Origin of the sequence: Mycobacterium sp. (assembly GCF_032159775.1) — a bacterium.
GTDB lineage: Bacteria > Actinomycetota > Actinomycetes > Mycobacteriales > Mycobacteriaceae > Mycobacterium.
Genome location: NZ_JAVHWK010000048.1, coordinates 1 through 17,730 on the forward strand (window position 1 = coordinate 1; position 17,730 = coordinate 17,730).

The window sequence follows — 17,730 nt, forward strand, 5'->3', positions numbered from 1 at the left end:
GTCGATGCCTGTCGCTCGGGCAAGCGCATCGAGGCGAGCGACCGCCAGGTCTCGCGGGAGGTGGCGAGCAAGGTCGAAGGCAGTGCGCTGCGGGCTCGTGGCGGCAATGCCGTCGACAACGACGACATCGCGACGCGCCCGCGGGTTTTGCGACCAACGCGACGCTGCCGCTGATCCGCAGCGGCACCGGCTTTCGCCGATAACCCGCCGGCATTGGCCGGTCGACCTGCACGTTCGCGGGCGGCGAGGGTGCGCAAACGTCGCCGGGCCAGCGGCGTGTCGAGCAGCAGACACGCTCTCTCGCGGGATGGGGGTGGGGCTGGGGTGGGCGCTGGGTGGGTGCTGACCAGCGGCGATTTGGTGCATTGCTGGTCGTCGCCTAGAATTCACTGGTTGCCTTGGGCAGACCTCGGTTCTCTTCTGACGAAGAAGACCCTGCGTGCTCTTCGGTGACGCAAGACCGCGCACGTCAGGTCGGTATCTGCCGTGCATACGTAACCAGGTCGAGGAGATCGAGTGATTCAGCAGGAATCGCGGGTGAAGGTCGCCGACAACACGGGCGCCAAGGAGATCTTGTGCATCCGCGTGCTCGGTGGATCGGCGCGGCGTTATGCCGGTATCGGCGACATCATCGTGGCCACCGTCAAGGAGGCCATCCCCGGTGGCAACGTCAAGCGCGGTGAGGTCGTCAAGGCCGTCATCGTGCGCACCGTCAAGGAGCGCCGCCGCGCCGACGGCAGCTACATCAAGTTCGACGAGAACGCCGCCGTCATCATCAAGCCGGACAACGATCCACGCGGCACGCGCATCTTCGGCCCGGTCGGTCGTGAACTGCGCGAGAAGCGCTTCATGAAAATCGTCTCGCTCGCTCCGGAGGTGTTGTAGATGAAGGTCCACAAGGGCGACACCGTCCTGGTCGTCTCGGGCAAGGACAAGGGCGCCAAAGGCAAGGTGCTGCAGGCGTATCCGACCCGCAACAAGATTCTTGTCGAGGGCGTCAACCGGATCAAGAAGCACACCCCGGTATCCCGCACCGAGCGTGGTGCGTCGTCGGGCGGCATCGTCACGCAGGAGGCGCCGATTCACGTGTCCAACGTGATGGTGGTCGACTCCGACGGCAAGCCGACCCGCATCGGCTACCGGAAAGACGATGAGAGCGGCAAGAACGTCCGCATCGCCAAGACCAACGGCAAGGACATCTGAGAATGACTACGGCTGAAACGACAGAGAAGACTCTGCCTCGCCTGAAGCAGCGCTACCGCGAAGAGATTCGCGACTCGCTGCAAAAAGAATTCAGCTACGGCAACGTGATGCAGATCCCCGGCGTGGTCAAGGTCGTCGTGAACATGGGCGTCGGCGATGCCGCCCGCGACGCCAAGCTGATCAACGGCGCGGTCAACGACCTTGCGCTGATCACCGGCCAGAAGCCCGAGGTGCGTAAGGCGACGAAGTCGATCGCTCAGTTCAAGCTGCGCGAAGGCATGCCGATCGGCGCGCGCGTGACACTGCGCGGCGACCGGATGTGGGAGTTCCTGGACCGGCTGATTTCGATCGCGCTGCCGCGTATTCGCGACTTCCGCGGACTGAGTCCCAAGCAATTCGACGGCCGCGGCAACTACACCTTCGGGTTGTCAGAGCAGTCGGTGTTCCACGAGATCGACGTGGACTCCATCGACCGCCCCCGTGGCATGGACATCACCGTCGTCACGACGGCGACGAACGACGACGAAGGACGGGCGCTGTTGCGGGCTCTCGGCTTTCCGTTCAAGGAGAACTGAACAGATGGCAAAGAAGGCTCTGGTCAACAAGGCCAATAAGAAGCCCAAGTTCAAGGTGCGCGGCTACACCCGCTGCAACAGGTGCGGTCGCCCGCACGCGGTCTACCGCAAGTTCGGGCTGTGCCGCATCTGCCTGCGCGAGATGGCACACGCCGGCGAGCTGCCAGGTGTGCAGAAGTCCAGCTGGTAACTCCCAAGACCACGTCCCATTCGACAGAAAGTTGCGGTAGGCCCTTAAGACGGGAACCGCCGCGAGGAAGGTGAACCGGCTGTCATGACCATGACGGATCCGATCGCAGACTTCTTGACACGTCTGCGCAACGCCAATTCGGCGTACCACGATGAGGTGACCCTGCCGCATTCGAAGATCAAGGCGAACATCGCCGAGATCCTCAAGGCGGAGGGCTACATCACCGACTATCACACCGAGGATGCTCGAGTGGGCAAGTCGCTGATCGTCGAACTCAAGTACGGCCCGAGCCGTGAACGCAGCATTGCGGGCCTGCGCCGGGTGTCCAAGCCAGGCCTGCGGGTGTACGCGAAATCGACCAACCTGCCGCGGGTGCTCGGCGGCCTCGGCGTGGCGATCATCTCCACGTCCTCGGGGCTGCTGACCGACCGCCAGGCGTCACGACAAGGCGTGGGCGGCGAAGTCCTCGCGTACGTCTGGTGAGGGGGACTAGCCATGTCGCGCATTGGTAAGCAGCCGGTTCCGGTACCCGCCGGAGTCGACGTGACGATCGACGGCCAGAACGTCTCGGTCAAGGGGCCCAAGGGCACCCTGGACCTCGCGGTGGCCGAGCCGATCACGATAGCCAGAGACGACGACGGCGCCATCGTGGTGACCCGCCCCGACGACGAGCGGCGCAACCGCTCGCTGCACGGGCTGTCGCGCACGCTGGTGGCCAACCTCGTCACCGGCGTCACCGACGGTTACACGATCAAGATGGAGATCTTCGGCGTGGGTTACCGCGTGGTCGCCAGGGGCAGCGATCTCGAGTTCGCCCTCGGCTACAGCCACCCGGTGATGATCACCGCCCCCGAGGGCGTCACCTTCGCGGTGGAGACGCCGACGAAGTTCTCGGTCACCGGTATCGACAAGCAGAAGGTCGGCCAGATCGCCGCCAACATTCGTCGTCTGCGGAAGAGCGACCCGTACAAGGGCAAGGGCATCCGCTACGAAGGTGAGCAGATCCGCCGCAAGGTCGGAAAGACAGGTAAGTAGCTATGGCTCAAGCCCAGAAGACAAAAGGCGCAAAGCAGAAGCCCGGAGCCGGGCAGAGCGTCGCAGCGGCGCGCCGCACGTCGCGGCTGCGCAGGCACGCACGGCTGCGTAAGAAGATCGAAGGATCGGCCGACACGCCGCGCCTGGTTGTGCACCGCTCCGCGCGGCACATCCACGTGCAGCTGGTGGACGACCTGACCGGCACCACGGTGGCTGCCGCGTCGTCCATCGAGGCCGACGTGCGCGGTGTGGATGGCGACAAGAAGGCCCACAGCAAGCGGGTCGGTCAGCTGATCGCCGAGCGCGCCAAGGCCGCGGGGATCGAGACGGTCGTGTTCGACCGGGGTGGCTACACCTACGGCGGCCGGCTCGCAGCGCTGGCCGACGCGGCACGCGAAGGCGGGTTGAAGTTCTGATGACGAATGACCTGAAAACAATTGGAAGGACTACGTAATGGCCGAGCAGGCAGCAGGCGCCGCCGGGCCTTCGAGTTCGGACGGCAGGCCGGCTCGCGGTGACCGCGACGGCCGGGGACGCCGTGACGATCGCGGCGGTCGTCGCGATCGCGACGGTGGCGAGAAGAGCAACTACATCGAGCGCGTCGTCACGATCAACCGCGTCTCCAAGGTGGTCAAGGGTGGACGGCGGTTCAGCTTCACCGCTCTGGTGATCGTCGGCGACGGCAACGGCATGGTCGGCGTCGGCTACGGCAAGGCCAAGGAAGTTCCCGCCGCGATCGCAAAGGGTGTCGAGGAGGCTCGCAAGGGCTTCTTCCGCGTTCCGCTGATCGGCAGCACCATCACGCATCCGGTTCAGGGTGAGGCCGCTGCGGGTGTGGTCATGCTGCGCCCGGCCAGCCCCGGTACCGGTGTGATCGCCGGTGGCGCTGCCCGCGCGGTGCTGGAATGCGCAGGCGTGCACGACATCCTGGCCAAGTCGCTGGGCAGTGACAACGCAATCAACGTGGTGCACGCCACCGTTGCTGCGCTGAAGCTGCTGCAGCGTCCAGAAGAGGTGGCGGCCCGTCGTGGCCTTCCCATCGAGGACGTGGCGCCGCCCAGCATGCTGCGGGCGCGCCGCGAGGCAGAGGCGGCAGTGGCCGCGAGCGCCACGCGTGAAGGATCGGCTTAGCCATGGCAGAGCTGAAAATCACCCAGGTGCGCAGCACCATCGGTGCGCGCTGGCGCCAGAAGGAGAGCCTGCGCTCGCTGGGACTGCGCAAAATCCGTCAGTCGGTCGTCCGTGAGGACAACGTCCAGACCCGCGGGCTCATCAAGACCGTGCATCACCTCATAGAGGTGGAGGAAGTTTAAGAAGATGACGCCGATCAAGCTCCACGATTTGAAGCCGGCCCCCGGCTCGAAGACCGCCAAGACACGCGTCGGCCGCGGCGAGGGCTCCAAGGGCAAGACCGCCGGTCGCGGTACGAAGGGCACGAAGGCCCGCAAGAACGTCCCCGCGACGTTCGAGGGTGGCCAGATGCCGATCCACATGCGGCTGCCCAAGCTCAAGGGCTTCCGCAACCGGTTCCGCACCTCCTACGAGGTGGTCAACGTCGGCGACCTGAACAGGCTGTTCCCTAAGGGCGGCGACGTAGGTGTCGACGAGCTCGTGGCCGCAGGCGCGGTCCGGAAGAACTCGCTGGTGAAGGTGCTCGGCGACGGCAAGCTGACCGTGAAGGTCAACGTCACCGCGCACAAGTTCAGCGGCAGTGCGAAGGAAAAGATCACCGCCGCAGGCGGTTCCACGACCGACGCCGCTTAGTCTCCGCGACAAGTCGCCAAAGCCCCCGGTCGCCTCGGCGTGTCGGGGGCTTTCGCGTTTCTCAGCGGACGCCGGACTCGATCTCACCGACAATCGCGTCGGCGTCGGGCCCGCAGATCTTCTGCAGGTTCACCGGTCCTGCTGCCAAGAGGACGCCGACACGGCCCTTGAGGTCGGGAATACGAGCGTAAAGGCTCGCGCCGGGGCAGGAAGTGTCGCCGCTGGCGTCTTTGTGTCCAGCGAGTCGATCGGCCGGGATGCCGTATTGCTCTGCCGCCCAAGCGAATGCGAGCGCGGCGCCGTTGAGCTGCTCTTCCGTTATGTCCTCTTCGTCGAAATTCCCCTCGCACACCACGAGGAAGTGGCCGGTGGGGTCATAGCTTGTTGCGGTGTCGCCGACGAGGTTCGGATCCCTCAACTCGTAGATGTTTCCCCTGCGGTCGACGCTGAGGTGATAAGCGATATCGATCCAGCCCTGGGTGTCCTGGTGGTAGTGCTGGTGCTGCCGTAGTCGAGCGGGTGCGTTGGCATTGTCGCCAAGCACGACAGCTGTGTGGTGGATCGTCATGAAGTTCGGAACATGAGGAATTCCGCCCGCTCGCGGCGGTGCAGCCCGCCAGGCGTCGCGGCACAGCATTGCGTTCGAAGCAGGAATCACCGACGGCGAGGGCGACACCACAGGTGCCAGCGGCGGGTTTGTGATCGTGGATGGGGCCGAACTCGGCTGCAGAGCAGGGCTCGATGCGGGCGGGGAAGAGGGGCGTGCAGTCCGCGTCGAGCATGCAGCCGCCGCCGTGACTGCGATACCAGCTGTCGCGGCCAGGCGTAGCAATCCGCGCCGGCTGATCCCGGAGGCGGGCCTCGATCGTCGGGGCGGAGATGCGTCCATACGGGCACGATACGTAAGGGGCAGTTCATCTCTATGGCATCCGCACATAGTCGCGGTTCACGACCGAGGCGAGGATGGACGGCCTTACCGCAATCGCTGAACTTGCCTCATCCGCCGATCTCGGAAAGTGCCAGCAGCGCCAGCACAATCGTCGCCACCGCAAGGACGCCGTGTGCGACGACGACCGCTACGGGAAAGGATCGTTCCGGGGCGTCTTGAAGCTGGCTGCCGGGCGCCGTAGTCGGTTGCCCCGCCATTGATCCGGCCCTGCGGGCCGACGCCCAGCGGGCGACCATCACGAACCCGAGGATCGCGACCGGAGCGAGTAGCGCCAGGCCGATCCAGCCGATCGCGTGGTTATCGGTTATCACGTAGACGATCCACAGCACCAAGCCGACCGCTGCCAGGACGAAGTGCCCAAACACGACCGCCGGAGGCAAACTTGACGCCGTCGATGCACGGTGGCCGCCGCCGCGGACCCATTTGGCGAGCATGAACGCACCGCCGCCCGCAGTGAGGATCCAGACAATGAGAGACGCGATAGCCATGGTCATTTCTCCTGTTCTCCGCTGTCATTCCGACTCCGGTATCCGTCCTCCTGCACCGACTCAGCGGCCACCCTCACGCCGAAGCGGTAGGAGAGCATGCCGCCCAGATATCCCGACAGTGCAAGTGCGGCAAGCGAAACGATCGAGACCACCAGCGGTCCCCACCCGACGGCGGAGTCCTGTGGGTAGTCGGTGTTGTACCGCCACGCGGCGTTTGCGACGTAAGCGGCCGTGACGACGAGGTTCAGCGTCATGTGAATCAGCCCCACCCCGAACGCCCGGGTCCCCGACGGGATCGCGATCAAGTCAAGGAGTCCGACTAGCGCTGCGGCCACCGCACCGATTGCGCCGATGTCGATCAACCACTTGGACCCCTCCCTGAGAAACGCTGGCTCAGCGACGAGGAATGAACCGATGTCGAAGACCAAACTCGATACCCAGGCGCCGATCGGGATCGTGACGAGAATGGGATGGAAAGGGTGCCCGTAGGGTCCCGCCAACAGTCGGCTCACGGGCTGTTTCGCTTGTTCCATGTGGGTGCTCATGATGCCCCTTAGGTCGCGCTTTTAGCTAATTAATGTTGGTCTTAATACGTGTCTGCAGTCAAGAGGCAGATTCCATCCAAGGGCATTGGCGTTAATGTTCTCCTAGTGGACGAGCATGCGGCGTTACGCGACGGCACCGCGATCGATGCGATCGCGTCATTGAGTGACGGCTTGAGACGACGCCTCTACGAGTTCGCGCGGGCGGCGCGCCGGCCGGTCAGCCGCGATGAGGCCGCCTCAGCGGTCGGCATCTCGCGCAAGCTGGCCGCGTTCCACTTGGACAGGCTCGTCGAGGTCGGCCTTTTGCGATTCCGGTTCAAGGAGCCACACGCCGCCAGGGGGCGTCCGCCGAAGATCTACGTCGCATCAGACGTCGGGGTCGAGCTGAGCATTCCGGCTCGTCGTCACGAACTGCTTGCCGAAATCCTGGCGGGCGCCCTACTTCTCGAGGATCGGCATGGCTCGGCGCGGGCGGCCTCGACGCGCGTGGCTCACGCTCGGGGAGTGGCCGCGGCTGCAGAGATTAGAAATCGAATGCGCCGTGGCAGGGTCGGCGCAGAACGCGGAATGACCTTCGCCGAGGAGGTCCTCACCGGCTGCGGATTCGAGCCCTACCGAACGGGCTTGGGTTGCGTACGTCTGCGAAACTGCCCATTCCATCCGCTGGCCGGTGCCATGCCCGAGCTCGTGTGTTCACTCAACCACGCCTTCGTCTCCGGCGTAGTCGCCGGACTGGGGATCGAGACCGTCCACGCCGTTCTTGCTCCATCGGCCGGCGAATGTTGCGTCGAACTGCGGTTAGGCGCGCAGCCTGCTGATGACCTCACGCCAAGTGCGGGATGACCTCGGCGGCAAGCCGTTCCATCTGCTCGCGGTCCTCGGCGACACTGGCGCCGACGGGATTCAGCAGGACCATCTCGGCGCCCGCATCGATGACCTCCCGGACACCCTGCGCGACCTCGTCGGGCGTGCCCGACACAGGAACTTTCTCGATCCCCGGCATGTCCCCGTAGATGCGGTGCAGTCCGCCGACGACACGCTCCCGCGCGCGCTGGGCGTCGTCGTCGATCATCAAATAGACCCGCTTGCCGATGGTGAAACGGGTTGCGTCTTTATCCTGTTCGTCGAGTTCGTGGCGGAGGGTATGCACGGCCTTGGCGAATGTCTGCGTGGTCGATGAGCCGGCACCGATGAATGCGTCTCCCAGACGCACGGCGCGGGCCAGCGCCTTGGGGGCGGTACCGCCGATCCACAGAGGCGGATGCGGCCGCTGGACGGGCTTCGGCGAAATCGGCAGGCCGTCGACATCCCGAAATCGGCCGTGAAACGTGACCTTCGGCTCGTCGGACCATGCCGCCTTCATCAGCTTGATGCCCTCGGTGAAGTAGCTGATGAACGTCGACTTCTGCACACCGAACGCCTCAAACGGACGGAAGTTGCCGCCGTGACCGACGCCGACGTCCACCCGGCCGTGGCTGAGCCGGTCGACGCCGGTGACTGCCCACGCCAGCTGCAGAGGGTCATGCAGCGTGGTGATCAGCACCGCGACCCCCAACCGGAGCCGGGTGGTGCACGCGGCGGCGTAGGCCAGCATCTGCAGCGGCGCGATCTGCGGGGACCCGCCGACGACCTGCTCCATCGTCCAGCCGCCTTCGAAGCCGAGTTCCTCAGCGCGGACGAGATAGTCCTTCACGCCCGCATCGTCGAAGCGGTCGTAGTCCAGCTGGGGGATTGAGATCGAGAACCTCACGTATCCAAGGTAGGCGTCGAAGCTGTCCGCGTGGTCTCGTCGGTAGGCTCGGGCCATGTTCAGCTTTCTGCCCGGCATCCCCGACGCCGACGACCTGCGCTCTCTGGTCCGCAAAGTAGACACCGCCCGCCACCACGGTGTGCCCGACGGGTGCGTGCTGGAGCTCGATCTGCTGTCCGCACCACCAGAGGCGAGCGGATTCGACCCGATGGCGATCATCGGCGGCAGCGGCAGGCCGCTCGTCCTGCGGGAGGCGATCGCGGCGATCCACCGGGCCGCCGACGACCCACGGATCTCCGGCCTGATCGCCCGGGTGCAGATCCCGGCCGCCGCAGCCGGTCCGGTTCAGGAGCTTCGCGACGCCATCGCCGCCTTCAGCGACGTCAAACCGTCGCTGGCGTGGGCCGAGACCTATCCCGGCACGCTGTCCTACTATCTCGCGTCGGCCTTCCGCGAGGTGTGGATGCAGCCGTCCGGAACTGTCGGACTCGTCGGCTTCGCGACCAACGCGCTGTTCCTGCGCGACGCTCTCGACAAGGCGGGCATTGAAGCGCAGTTCGTCGCCCGAGGCGAATACAAGTCAGCCGCAAACCTTTTCACGCAGGACCGCTATACCGAAGCCCACCGCGAGGCGGACAGCCGGCTGCTGGACAGCCTGCACGGGCAGGTGTGGAAGCAGATTGCCGCCTCCCGGCACATCGAACCGGCCGCTGTCGATGAACTGGCGAACAAGGCACCGCTGCTCCGCGACGACGCCGTGACCGGACGGCTGGTCGACCGGATCGGCTTCCGCGACGAGGCGTACGCGCGTATCAGCGAACTCGTTGGAGCACCAGGTATTTCGCCGGAGACCGGCGACGCTGACAGCCACCCCGATGCGCCGCCTCGGCTGTACCTTTCGCGTTATGCCAAGGCGTCGGCGAACCGGCCGGGGCCGCAGCTGCCGTCGATCCCCGGCCGCAAGCCCAAGCCGACGATCGCCGTCGTCACCCTGCACGGACCGATCGTCAGCGGTCGCGGTGGCCCGCAGGTGCTGCCGTTCGGCAACTCCAGCGCGGGCGGAGACACCATCGCCGCAGCGCTGCGCGAAGCAGCCGCCAACGAGTCGGTGTCGGCGATCGTGCTGCGGGTCGACAGCCCCGGCGGCTCGGTCACCGGGTCGGAGACCATTTGGCACGAGGTGAGCCGGGTGCGCGCCGGCGGCACGCCCGTCGTCGCATCGATGGGTGCCGTGGCGGCATCCGGCGGCTACTACGTGTCGATGGGCGCTGACGCGATCGTCGCCAACGCGGGCACGATCACTGGATCGATCGGTGTGGTGACCGGCAAGCTGGTGGCCCGCGAACTCAAGGACCGGCTGGGGGTCGGCTCGGATTCGGTGCGCACCAACGAGAACGCCGATGCGTGGTCGATCAACAAACCGTTCACCGACGAGCAACACGCTCACGTCGAGGCCGAGGCCGATCTGTTCTACACCGATTTCATCGAACGCGTCGCGCAGGGCCGCAAGCTCAGCGTGGAGGCCGTCGACGCGGTGGCGCGCGGCAGGGTGTGGACCGGTGCCGACGCCCTCGAGAAGGGCCTCGTCGACGAACTCGGCGGCCTGCGCACCGCGATCAACCGGGCCAAGGTGCTCGCCGGCCATGACGAGGACGACGACGTCCGCATCGTCAGCTATCCCGGGTCGTCGTTTCTGGACTTCCTGCGCCCCAAGCCGTCGTCCCAACCGGCTGCGGCCTCGCTGCCCGAGGCCGTCGCCGGGTTGCTCGGCCGGTCCGTGACGGAGATGTTCGGTCAGGTCGAGGGATCCTTGACGGGCGCGTCCGCACTCTGGCTCGGCAACTACCGCTTCTGAGCTTCTCCGACGGTCAGGGCAGCCGCTGCAGACCATCACCCGTGAGCAGGTAGTCAGGCGCGATGGTCGTCGAATCCTGACGGACCAGGTCGACGAGAACAGACCCCGCGAGTTCCGGAGTCACGACGCGCCCCAGCTTCTCGAGGTAGTCGTGCTCGGATTGCCCGCTTCGGGCGGCGTAGGCGCGGATTCCGCGTCTTCCGATGTCGCCGAACGGAGTCATCCTCGGCATGACCGCGGTGACGTTGATGTCGAGACCGGCGAGGCGCGCCTCCTCGTGGGCGTATCCGGCGATGAACCGCTGGGTGGCCTTCGCGCCGGCGTAACCGCCGCTGGCGGGTGAACCGTTGATCGCGGCGCCGCTGCTGACCACGATCACCCGGCCGCCGGGCGGTAGCGGTTGCAGCAGCGCCTCGCGAAGCCACGTGAACGCGATCTTCACATCGGTGTGCCAGTTGGCGGAGAACGTTTCCCACGTCTGGTGCGCTAGTGATCGCATCACCGGATTCGCACCTGCAACCAGGATGAGAACCTGTGGCCTGTGCCGGTCCAGCAGGCTCCAAGCCGTTGTTGCGTCGGTGGCATCGGCCGACTCGGCATGGACATTTCTGCCGGCCGCGATCAGCTCGTCGAGCGCGGGCCGAGAGCGGGCGACCGCGACCACCGGCGCACCCGCTTCGTCGAATGCGAGGGCGATACCGCGACCCAGACCTCGACTCGCCCCGACGACCATGATCGTCCTGTCCGATAGATCACTCATGATGTCCACTTCCTTTCACGCAGCTGTCTTTTTCAGCCGTCGAATGTGTAGACACCACTGACCGGGAGATCTGGCGCGGTTCCACCGCCCATTTTCCGGCCCCGCCGGTGTCAATACATCAGGCTGCCCAGGAGGGTGAGCCGCAACGCGAGAGTGAAGTGATGACAGCCGACCTGGTGATCAGGGCGCAGGCCGGTGACGGTGAAGCGTTCCGCAAGTTGACCGATCCGCACCGGCGGGAGTTGCAGGTGCACTGTTATCGGATGCTCGGCTCCTACCAGGACGCCGAGGATGTCCTGCAGGACACGATGCTGGCGGCTTGGCAGGGTCTGCGGACGTTCGAGGGCCGTGCATCCATCCGCACGTGGCTTTACCGCATCGCTACGAATCGGTGCCTGAACGCTCTGCGCTCCGCGCACCGACTACCAGCCAAGGAGTGGGACATCACCGATATGAAAGTGCCCGAGCCGACACGGTTGGGCGAGGTCGTATGGCTCGAACCGTATCCCGACGTACTGCGCGAGGGTGCCGTCGACAGTGGCGACCCGCAAGCGCGATATGAACAGAACGAAGCCATCTCGCTCGCCTTCGTCACCGCACTGCAGCTTCTACCGCCTCGCCAACGTGCCGTGCTGATCCTGCGGGAGGTGCTCGGGTACCACGCGACCGAGGTCGCCGACATGCTCGGCTCCACGGTCGAGTCGGTCACCAGCGCCCTCAAACGCGCCAGATCCAGTCTGCAGCAGCGGCTTCCGCGTGCAGACGAACCTCCGCCCGCACCGGATTCGCCTGCCGAGCGTGCGGTCGTGGCGAAGTTCGTCCGTGCGTTCGAGGCAGGCGATGTCGACGCAGTGGTCGAGCTTCTCACCGCCGACGTGAACCTCTCCATGCCGCCCTTGCCTTTCGAATATCAAGGGCGCGACGTGATCGCGCACTTCTACGCCACCATGTTTGGCAGTGGCCGGCGCTACCGGCTGGTGCCGACCCGGTCGAACGGTCAGCCGGCGTTCGCGACCTACCTTCGTGCCAACACCGGTGGAATCTGCCACGGAGCCGGCCTGCTGGTGCTCACTCTGGCCGCCGACCGGATCAGTGCGATGACGCGATTCGAAGGCGGTGCGCTGAGTTGGTTTGGGCTGCCTCGATCGCTGTATGAGAACGACTGACGCGAGGAATCATCGCCGCCCGCTTGGCGCACCGCGCCATGACCGGGGCGAATTGCCGTGGGCCCGGCGGAACACCCGGCTGAAGTAGCCCGGATCCGCCATACCGACACGACGCGCGATCTCGCCGACGGACAAATCCGTCTCCGCGAGCAGGGTGCGCGCCTCGGCCATCCTGCGTTCGCTGATCCATTCGACGACCGTGCGTCCCGTGCGTCGACGCACCACAGTGGTCAGATGTCCTGGAGTCATGCCGATCTCGTCTGCCACCTCCCGCAGTGACAGCGGCTCGGCATGGCGACGTTCGATCACCGCGAAGACGTCTGCCAACAGCGGTTCACCTGCCCGCGTCAGATCCTTCACGACATCTCCTGCCAGGCGCGCGACATCGATGAGCAACAAGGTCAGGTGTGAAACCGCGGCCTGCCGGTAACCCTCTTGCCGGTCGGACAACTCGATCTCGATCGCCCGGACCGCGGTGTCCCACGCGGCACGCCTGTCCGGCGGCAGATGCAACTCCAGCAGCCCGCCGGGCCGCCCGTGTAGAAACGGGAACAACAACGGGTGCCCGTTCCATGCAGGCCATAGCGGCGTGCCGCTGCCGCCGAGGACGGAGTGGTCGAAGAAAATTCCGACACCGTCCTCACGATGTGCCATTCGTGCGGGGTCCAGTACCTCATCTGCGGCGGCGACGTAGACGAGCGCGTCCGTCGCGGAATACCACAGCGCCGGGAAGTCATGGATGTGCCTGCCGCGGTCGAGTACATCGTCATGGCCTCCGTGGACCAACGCGACAGGAGGGACGTCCAGACCGGTCGGATATGCGTACATCGGGACGCCGCCCCGATGCCGAACCAGGCGGGCCAGCTGATCCATCGGCCTAAAGATAGTCCAAGTATCGACGACTATCGACCAATTATCCTGTTTTCAGGGCGGACATCATTGCTGTCATGACCGAACATCATCCACATACCCCCTCCGTCCATGCGCCGGCGAACGCTCACGACTATCTACCCGCCGCTGGACTCCATGTGTTGCTTCCCGGCTACGACATGCTGACCCGCCTGCTCGGCATGCGGAGGAACTACGACAAGCTGGTCGCCCAGGCCGACCTGGCCGACGGGCAGAGGGTGCTGGAAATCGGCTGCGGGACAGGTAACGTCACCCTGCGCGCCAAGCGACTGCATCCGGGAACGGAGTTGGTCGGTCTCGACCCTGATCCGAAGGCACTCGTCCGCGCACACCGGAAGGCGGCTGGGCTGAGCGCAATCCGCTTCGAACGCGGTTACGCCCAGAGTCTGCCGTTCGGCGACGGCGAGTTCGACCGCGTGCTGTCCTCGATGATGTTGCACCACCTGGACGACGCGACCAAGGCGGCGACGGCTGCCGAGGCCTTTCGCGTGCTACGTCCAGGCGGCAGGTTGCACGTCCTCGATATCGGTGGCCCCATGACGGCTGCCGATGGTATCGCCGCGCGCCGCATGCTGCGCAGCAGCCACGCCGTCGGCAATCTCGGCGACGCGATACCGCGTCTGCTGCGTGACGCAGGCTTTGACTGCAGCGAGGTCGCCACGCAACGGCATCGCCTCATCGGACGACTGACCTTCTATCGCGCCACGCGGCCGAACGGCTGAGTCACATCAGTGTTCTAGCGCTTAATTGCGCTCAGGTAGCTCATATCGGTGAATAACCCGATCGCACCGTCTTCGGGGAACTCGAACCCGTTGTCGGCGTACGCGTCCGGCATCTTTCGCGCCGACACATGCCAGCCGTGCTGCTCGAGGTACTCGATGACGTCATTGCGTTTACCGTGATATATCAGATCGGCCATCTCGAAGTCGTGGCCATACTGCTTGAGCCGATCCGAGATCACCTGCGACCGCTCGTCGGAGAACATGCTGACATCCGGGATGTGCTCGGTGGCGACCCGGCTGCCGGGTGCACTGAGATCGTCGATCCTGTCGAACAACAGATCCTGCGCTTCCGGCGGCAGGTAGATGAGCAGGCCTTCCGCAGTCCACGCCGTCGGTTGACCGGGGTCGAACCCATTGTCCAGCAACGCCTTCGGCCAGTCCTCGCGAAGATCGATCGGGACCGTGCGGCGGTCCGCCTTGGCGTCTGCGCCCAAGCCGGCCAGTGTCTTGGCCTTGAACTCGATCACTTCCGGCTGATCGACCTCGAAGACGGTGGTTCCCTCCGGCCACGGCAATCGGTAGGCCCGTGCATCCAAGCCCGCCGCCAGGATCACGGCCTGGCGGCCGCCGTCGGCCGCGGCATCGGTGAACAGCCTGTCGAAATGACGTGTGCGCACCGCCATGCCCTGTGCGGCGCGCTGGAGGCTGAACCGGGGATCCACGTCCTCGAGGTTGATCTCTCCGTCGAGCGCGCGGACGAAGAAGTTCAGTCCGACAGCCCGCACCAACGGCTCGGCGTACGGATCGTCGATCAACCCGTCACGATGGGCCAGAGCGCGTTGTGCGGCGACCATTGTCGCGGTCGCACCGACGCTGGACGCTAAATCCCAGGAGTCGTTGTCAGTCCGGGCCATCGTGCTCCTTAACGGGTTGCGGTGAGGTACCCGGAATCGCCCATCATCCTCGCCAATTCGTCGTCGGGAAAGGTGAAACCGTGCTCATCGTAGAGCGCCTTGGTCGAATTGACCGCGACCTGCCACCCCTGCGACGACAGGTAGTTGCGCGCCTCGTTTCGCTTTCCGGGGTAGAAGAGGTCACTCAGGTTGATGTTCGAGCCCGCGCGGCGCCATCGGTCGTTGATTCGATCGACCCAATCGTCGGGCAGATTGGTGGTGTTCATGTGCTCGGTCGCCAGGCGACTGCCTGCGGCAGAAAGCGCGGTGACGTTGTCGAACAACCGGTCCTGCGCGTCGGGCGGCAGATATGGCAACAAACCCTCGGCGATCCACGCGGTCGGCTGAGCCGAATCGAATCCTGCCGCACGCAGAGCCGACGGCCAGTCGTCGCGCAGGTCGATGGCGACGGTCTTGCGCTGTGCAGTCGGCGCCGCTCCGAGCCCGTCGAGCGTCGCGGTCTTGAACGCGAGGACCTCAGGCTGATCGACTTCGTACACATCGGTGTTCGCGGGCCAACTCAAACGGTAGGCCCGGGTATCCAGGCCCGCCGCCAGAATTACGGCCTGCCGTATTCCTGCTTCGGAGGCGGCGGTGAAGAAGTCGTCGAAAAACCTTGTGCGGACCGCAATCTGCTCGCTCATCGCTCTGCGGGTCATCACCGGATCGTTCTCGTTGAAAGCCTCACCGTTGACGACCTTCAGGAATTCGTCGAGGCCGACCGCGCGCACCAATGGCTCGGCGAACGGGTCGTCGAGAAGCGCGTCGGGGCCCTGGGAGGCCACAGCACGGGACGCCGCGACCGCGGTCGCGGTGGCTCCCACGCTCGAGGCCAGATCCCAGCTGTCGTTGTCTGTGCGTGCCAAGAGATTTCCTACTGTCGAATTGCGGTGACGGCGAGCGAGTCACGCATCGGTGCGAGTTCTTCGCTGTCAGGGAACTGTCGTCCGTACTCGGTGAACATCTCTGTCCGGTTGCGGGCCGTCACCTGCCAACCGTGCTCGGTGAGGTACTCCACGACGGGGTTGCGCTCACCGGGATAGAACAGATCAGCGAGGTTCACGTCGAACCCGTGCTTCTGCCACCGTTGACGGAACTCCTCTGCGCGCCGACCCATGCTTGCGCCTGCATCGGGATGGTATTCGGTGGCCAGCCTGCTGCCCGGCGCCGACAGCGTTGCGATGTTGTCGAAGAGACGGTCCTGGGCCTCGGGCGGCAGGTAGACCAGCAGTCCTTCAGCCGACCAAGCCGCCGGCTTGGTGTCGTCGAATCCGTTGCGCCGCAACTCGGCAGGCCAGTCCTCACGAAGGTCGATGCTCACCGCGCGACGCTGGGCCGTCGGCTCCGCACCGATCGACGTCATCGTCCCGTTCTTAAACTCGATGACCTTGGGCTGGTCGATTTCATAGACCACGGTGCCCGCGGGCCACGGCAACCGGTACGCGCGGGCGTCGAGGCCGGAGGCCAGGATCACCGCCTGGTCGATCCCCGCCGCTGTCGCTCCCGTGAAGAAGTCGTCGAAGAAGCGGGTGCGCACCGCCATCACGTTGGTCAAGAGTTGGGTGGCGGCTCCACCGTCGTCGTCAGCCGTTCCGATCTCGCCGTCGATCAGACGGGTGAAGAAGTCCAGTCCGACGGCGCGCACGAGCGGTTCGGCGAACGGGTCGTCGATCAGCGCATCCGGCTCTCGGCTGGCGATCGCCCTTGCCGCGGCGACCATCGTTGCGGTGGCACCGACGCTGGACGCGATGTCCCAGCTGTCTGCGTCGACCCTTGCCATCACTTACCCCGCAGGGTGCCGCTGATGTAGCTCAGGTTGGTGAAGGGCGTGTCGCCGTCGAACGGCGGGTAACCGTTGGCGGTCAGTAGCTCATTGACTTTGGCGCCGCTCACGTCCCAGCCCTGTGCGGTCAGGTAGTCGGCGGGCTCGTTGCGGTCGCCGAGGTAGACGAGGTTCGCCCAGTCGAGGTCGTAGCCGTGTTCGCGCCACCGGTCGGCGGCCGACTGCATTTTCTCCATCGCCTCGTCGACGTCCTTCTGGTCGATCGGCGGTGTGCTCTCGGTGGCCAGCCAGCTGCCGGGGGCACTCAGCGCGGTGACGGTGTCCAGCAGCCGGTCCTGGGCGTCGGGCGGCAGATATCCCAGCAGCCCTTCGGCGCTCCACGCCGTCGGCTGATCGGCGTCGAAACCCGCCTCCTTCAATGCGGCAGGCCAGTCGAAACGCAGGTCGACTGCGACTGTGCGGCGGTCGGAGGTCGGCTGCGCGCCGATCTCGGCGAGCGTGCGCGACTTGAAGTCGACCACCTGAGGCTGGTCCACCTCGTACACGACGGTGCCCGCTGGCCACTGCAACCGGTAAGCGCGCGAATCCAGGCCCGCTGCCAGGATCACGACCTGCCGGATCCCCGCGGTCGTCGCGTCGGTGAAGAAGTCGTCGAAGAACTTCGTCCTGACCGCCATATTGTCGACCATCCGGTCCATCCCGGCGTTCTGGTCGTCATCGACGGCGAACGCGGACGGGTCCAGTTCGCCGCTGGCGAGTCTGGTGAACACGTCGACACCGACCGCCCGCACCAGCGGCTCGGCGTACGGGTCGCTGATCAGCGCACCATCGATCCTGCTCACCATCGCCCTGGCCGCTGCCACCATTGTCGCGGTCGCTCCCACGCTGGAGGCCAAATCCCAGCTGTCGTCGTCCGTGCGAGCCATGAAGAACCCCTGTCGATCGCTGTCCGTCAATTTACTTAGCTGATGTAACCAGCCGAATCAGACTGTACGCCTGATAGCTGAAAGGTTGCCTGACCTCAGTGCCTTGCCCAGCGGATGCGGGATAGACCTTCGGCAACTGTTACTCTCGGAGACTGCG

The 17,730-nt window shown here is 65.4% G+C and carries 24 protein-coding genes and 1 pseudogene; 15 read left to right on the forward strand and 10 right to left on the reverse strand.

The window, feature by feature from the left end:
- Positions 1–516: 516 nt before the first annotated feature.
- The 10 genes from rplN (at position 517) to rplO (ending at position 4,767) form a co-directional block, all read left to right on the forward strand.
- The gene (gene rplN, locus QOJ24_RS05005; RefSeq protein ID WP_526259706.1) at positions 517–885 is read left to right on the forward strand and encodes a 50S ribosomal protein L14; all 369 of its coding nucleotides are present in this window, start codon (positions 517–519) and stop codon (positions 883–885) included.
- Entirely contained in the window at positions 886–1,203 is a 318-nt protein-coding gene (gene rplX, locus QOJ24_RS05010; RefSeq protein WP_526259708.1) for a 50S ribosomal protein L24, read from the forward strand.
- Positions 1,204–1,205: 2 nt separating this feature from the next.
- Positions 1,206–1,778, forward strand: a complete 573-nt coding sequence (gene rplE / locus QOJ24_RS05015; protein WP_526259710.1) for a 50S ribosomal protein L5 — start codon at positions 1,206–1,208, stop codon at positions 1,776–1,778.
- A gap of 4 nt (positions 1,779–1,782) precedes the next feature.
- Positions 1,783–1,968: a type Z 30S ribosomal protein S14 gene (locus QOJ24_RS05020; RefSeq protein ID WP_006245130.1), complete on the forward strand. Its 186-nt coding sequence runs from the start codon at positions 1,783–1,785 to the stop codon at positions 1,966–1,968.
- A gap of 84 nt (positions 1,969–2,052) precedes the next feature.
- Positions 2,053–2,451 carry a 30S ribosomal protein S8 gene (gene rpsH / locus QOJ24_RS05025; RefSeq protein ID WP_123026926.1) on the forward strand — a complete coding sequence of 133 codons (399 nt, stop codon included), beginning with the start codon at positions 2,053–2,055 and terminating at the stop codon, positions 2,449–2,451.
- Between the two features lie 12 nt (positions 2,452–2,463).
- Positions 2,464–3,003 carry a 50S ribosomal protein L6 gene (gene rplF, locus QOJ24_RS05030; RefSeq protein ID WP_526259712.1) on the forward strand — a complete coding sequence of 180 codons (540 nt, stop codon included), beginning with the start codon at positions 2,464–2,466 and terminating at the stop codon, positions 3,001–3,003.
- A gap of 2 nt (positions 3,004–3,005) precedes the next feature.
- Positions 3,006–3,419, forward strand: coding sequence for a 50S ribosomal protein L18 (rplR, locus tag QOJ24_RS05035; RefSeq protein ID WP_526259714.1), 414 nt, complete (start codon positions 3,006–3,008; stop codon positions 3,417–3,419).
- Between the two features lie 37 nt (positions 3,420–3,456).
- Positions 3,457–4,134: a 30S ribosomal protein S5 gene (gene rpsE, locus QOJ24_RS05040; protein ID WP_526259716.1), complete on the forward strand. Its 678-nt coding sequence runs from the start codon at positions 3,457–3,459 to the stop codon at positions 4,132–4,134.
- Positions 4,135–4,136: 2 nt separating this feature from the next.
- Positions 4,137–4,316, forward strand: a complete 180-nt coding sequence (gene rpmD, locus QOJ24_RS05045) for a 50S ribosomal protein L30 (RefSeq protein ID WP_526259718.1) — start codon at positions 4,137–4,139, stop codon at positions 4,314–4,316.
- 4 nt (positions 4,317–4,320) lie between these two features.
- Complete coding sequence (gene rplO, locus QOJ24_RS05050) at positions 4,321–4,767, forward strand: 50S ribosomal protein L15 (protein ID WP_526259719.1); 447 nt, start codon at positions 4,321–4,323, stop codon at positions 4,765–4,767.
- Between the two features lie 61 nt (positions 4,768–4,828).
- On the opposite strand, the gene QOJ24_RS05055 is transcribed toward rplO, so the two are convergent.
- Positions 4,829–5,335: a peptidoglycan recognition protein family protein gene (locus QOJ24_RS05055; RefSeq protein WP_526259721.1), complete on the reverse strand. Its 507-nt coding sequence runs from the start codon at positions 5,333–5,335 to the stop codon at positions 4,829–4,831.
- 310 nt (positions 5,336–5,645) lie between these two features.
- On the opposite strand from QOJ24_RS05055, the pseudogene QOJ24_RS05060 reads away from it, so the two are divergent.
- Positions 5,646–5,738 (forward strand): annotated as a pseudogene (locus tag QOJ24_RS05060) (hypothetical protein); the annotation flags it as partial.
- Between the two features lie 25 nt (positions 5,739–5,763).
- Here QOJ24_RS05060 and QOJ24_RS05065 read toward each other — a convergent pair.
- Positions 5,764–6,204, reverse strand: a complete 441-nt coding sequence (locus tag QOJ24_RS05065; protein WP_526259723.1) for a hypothetical protein — start codon at positions 6,202–6,204, stop codon at positions 5,764–5,766.
- Positions 6,205–6,206: 2 nt separating this feature from the next.
- Positions 6,207–6,749 (reverse strand): DUF2231 domain-containing protein, encoded by a 543-nt coding sequence (locus QOJ24_RS05070; RefSeq protein ID WP_526259725.1) that lies wholly within the window; start codon positions 6,747–6,749, stop codon positions 6,207–6,209.
- 105 nt (positions 6,750–6,854) lie between these two features.
- Here QOJ24_RS05070 and QOJ24_RS05075 point away from each other — a divergent pair, with 105 nt between their 5' ends.
- Positions 6,855–7,592: a helix-turn-helix transcriptional regulator gene (locus QOJ24_RS05075; protein WP_526259727.1), complete on the forward strand. Its 738-nt coding sequence runs from the start codon at positions 6,855–6,857 to the stop codon at positions 7,590–7,592.
- On the opposite strand, the gene QOJ24_RS05080 is transcribed toward QOJ24_RS05075, so the two are convergent.
- Complete coding sequence (locus QOJ24_RS05080) at positions 7,573–8,499, reverse strand: LLM class flavin-dependent oxidoreductase (RefSeq protein WP_526259729.1); 927 nt, start codon at positions 8,497–8,499, stop codon at positions 7,573–7,575. The two genes, QOJ24_RS05075 and QOJ24_RS05080, sit on opposite strands and share 20 nt — an antisense overlap.
- Before the next feature lie 55 nt (positions 8,500–8,554).
- Between QOJ24_RS05080 and sppA the strand changes: the two genes are divergently transcribed.
- Entirely contained in the window at positions 8,555–10,354 is a 1,800-nt protein-coding gene (sppA, locus tag QOJ24_RS05085) for a signal peptide peptidase SppA (RefSeq protein ID WP_526259731.1), read from the forward strand.
- A gap of 13 nt (positions 10,355–10,367) precedes the next feature.
- Here the strand turns inward: sppA and QOJ24_RS05090 are convergent, their stop codons facing one another.
- Entirely contained in the window at positions 10,368–11,114 is a 747-nt protein-coding gene (locus QOJ24_RS05090) for an SDR family NAD(P)-dependent oxidoreductase (protein ID WP_526259733.1), read from the reverse strand.
- Between the two features lie 161 nt (positions 11,115–11,275).
- Between QOJ24_RS05090 and QOJ24_RS05095 the strand changes: the two genes are divergently transcribed.
- Entirely contained in the window at positions 11,276–12,280 is a 1,005-nt protein-coding gene (locus QOJ24_RS05095; RefSeq protein ID WP_526259735.1) for an RNA polymerase subunit sigma-70, read from the forward strand.
- A 9-nt stretch (positions 12,281–12,289) separates the two neighbouring features.
- Here the strand turns inward: QOJ24_RS05095 and QOJ24_RS05100 are convergent, their stop codons facing one another.
- Positions 12,290–13,153 (reverse strand): helix-turn-helix transcriptional regulator, encoded by an 864-nt coding sequence (locus tag QOJ24_RS05100; RefSeq protein ID WP_526259736.1) that lies wholly within the window; start codon positions 13,151–13,153, stop codon positions 12,290–12,292.
- 74 nt (positions 13,154–13,227) lie between these two features.
- On the opposite strand from QOJ24_RS05100, the gene QOJ24_RS05105 reads away from it, so the two are divergent.
- On the forward strand, positions 13,228–13,911 hold the full coding sequence (locus QOJ24_RS05105) for a class I SAM-dependent methyltransferase (RefSeq protein WP_526259738.1): 684 nt from the start codon (positions 13,228–13,230) through the stop codon (positions 13,909–13,911).
- Positions 13,912–13,925: 14 nt separating this feature from the next.
- Here QOJ24_RS05105 and QOJ24_RS05110 read toward each other — a convergent pair whose 3' ends face one another.
- Genes QOJ24_RS05110 through QOJ24_RS05125 form a run of 4 tightly spaced genes read right to left on the reverse strand, consistent with a single transcriptional unit; the run spans position 13,926 to position 17,573 of the window.
- Positions 13,926–14,825, reverse strand: a complete 900-nt coding sequence (locus QOJ24_RS05110; RefSeq protein ID WP_526259740.1) for a class I SAM-dependent methyltransferase — start codon at positions 14,823–14,825, stop codon at positions 13,926–13,928.
- A gap of 8 nt (positions 14,826–14,833) precedes the next feature.
- Positions 14,834–15,730: an SAM-dependent methyltransferase gene (locus tag QOJ24_RS05115; RefSeq protein ID WP_526259742.1), complete on the reverse strand. Its 897-nt coding sequence runs from the start codon at positions 15,728–15,730 to the stop codon at positions 14,834–14,836.
- An 8-nt stretch (positions 15,731–15,738) separates the two neighbouring features.
- Positions 15,739–16,644: a class I SAM-dependent methyltransferase gene (locus QOJ24_RS05120; RefSeq protein WP_526259744.1), complete on the reverse strand. Its 906-nt coding sequence runs from the start codon at positions 16,642–16,644 to the stop codon at positions 15,739–15,741.
- The gene (locus QOJ24_RS05125) at positions 16,644–17,573 is read right to left on the reverse strand and encodes a class I SAM-dependent methyltransferase (RefSeq protein ID WP_526259746.1); all 930 of its coding nucleotides are present in this window, start codon (positions 17,571–17,573) and stop codon (positions 16,644–16,646) included. Before QOJ24_RS05125 ends, QOJ24_RS05120 begins: the two co-directional genes overlap by 1 nt.
- Positions 17,574–17,730 lie beyond the last annotated feature (157 nt).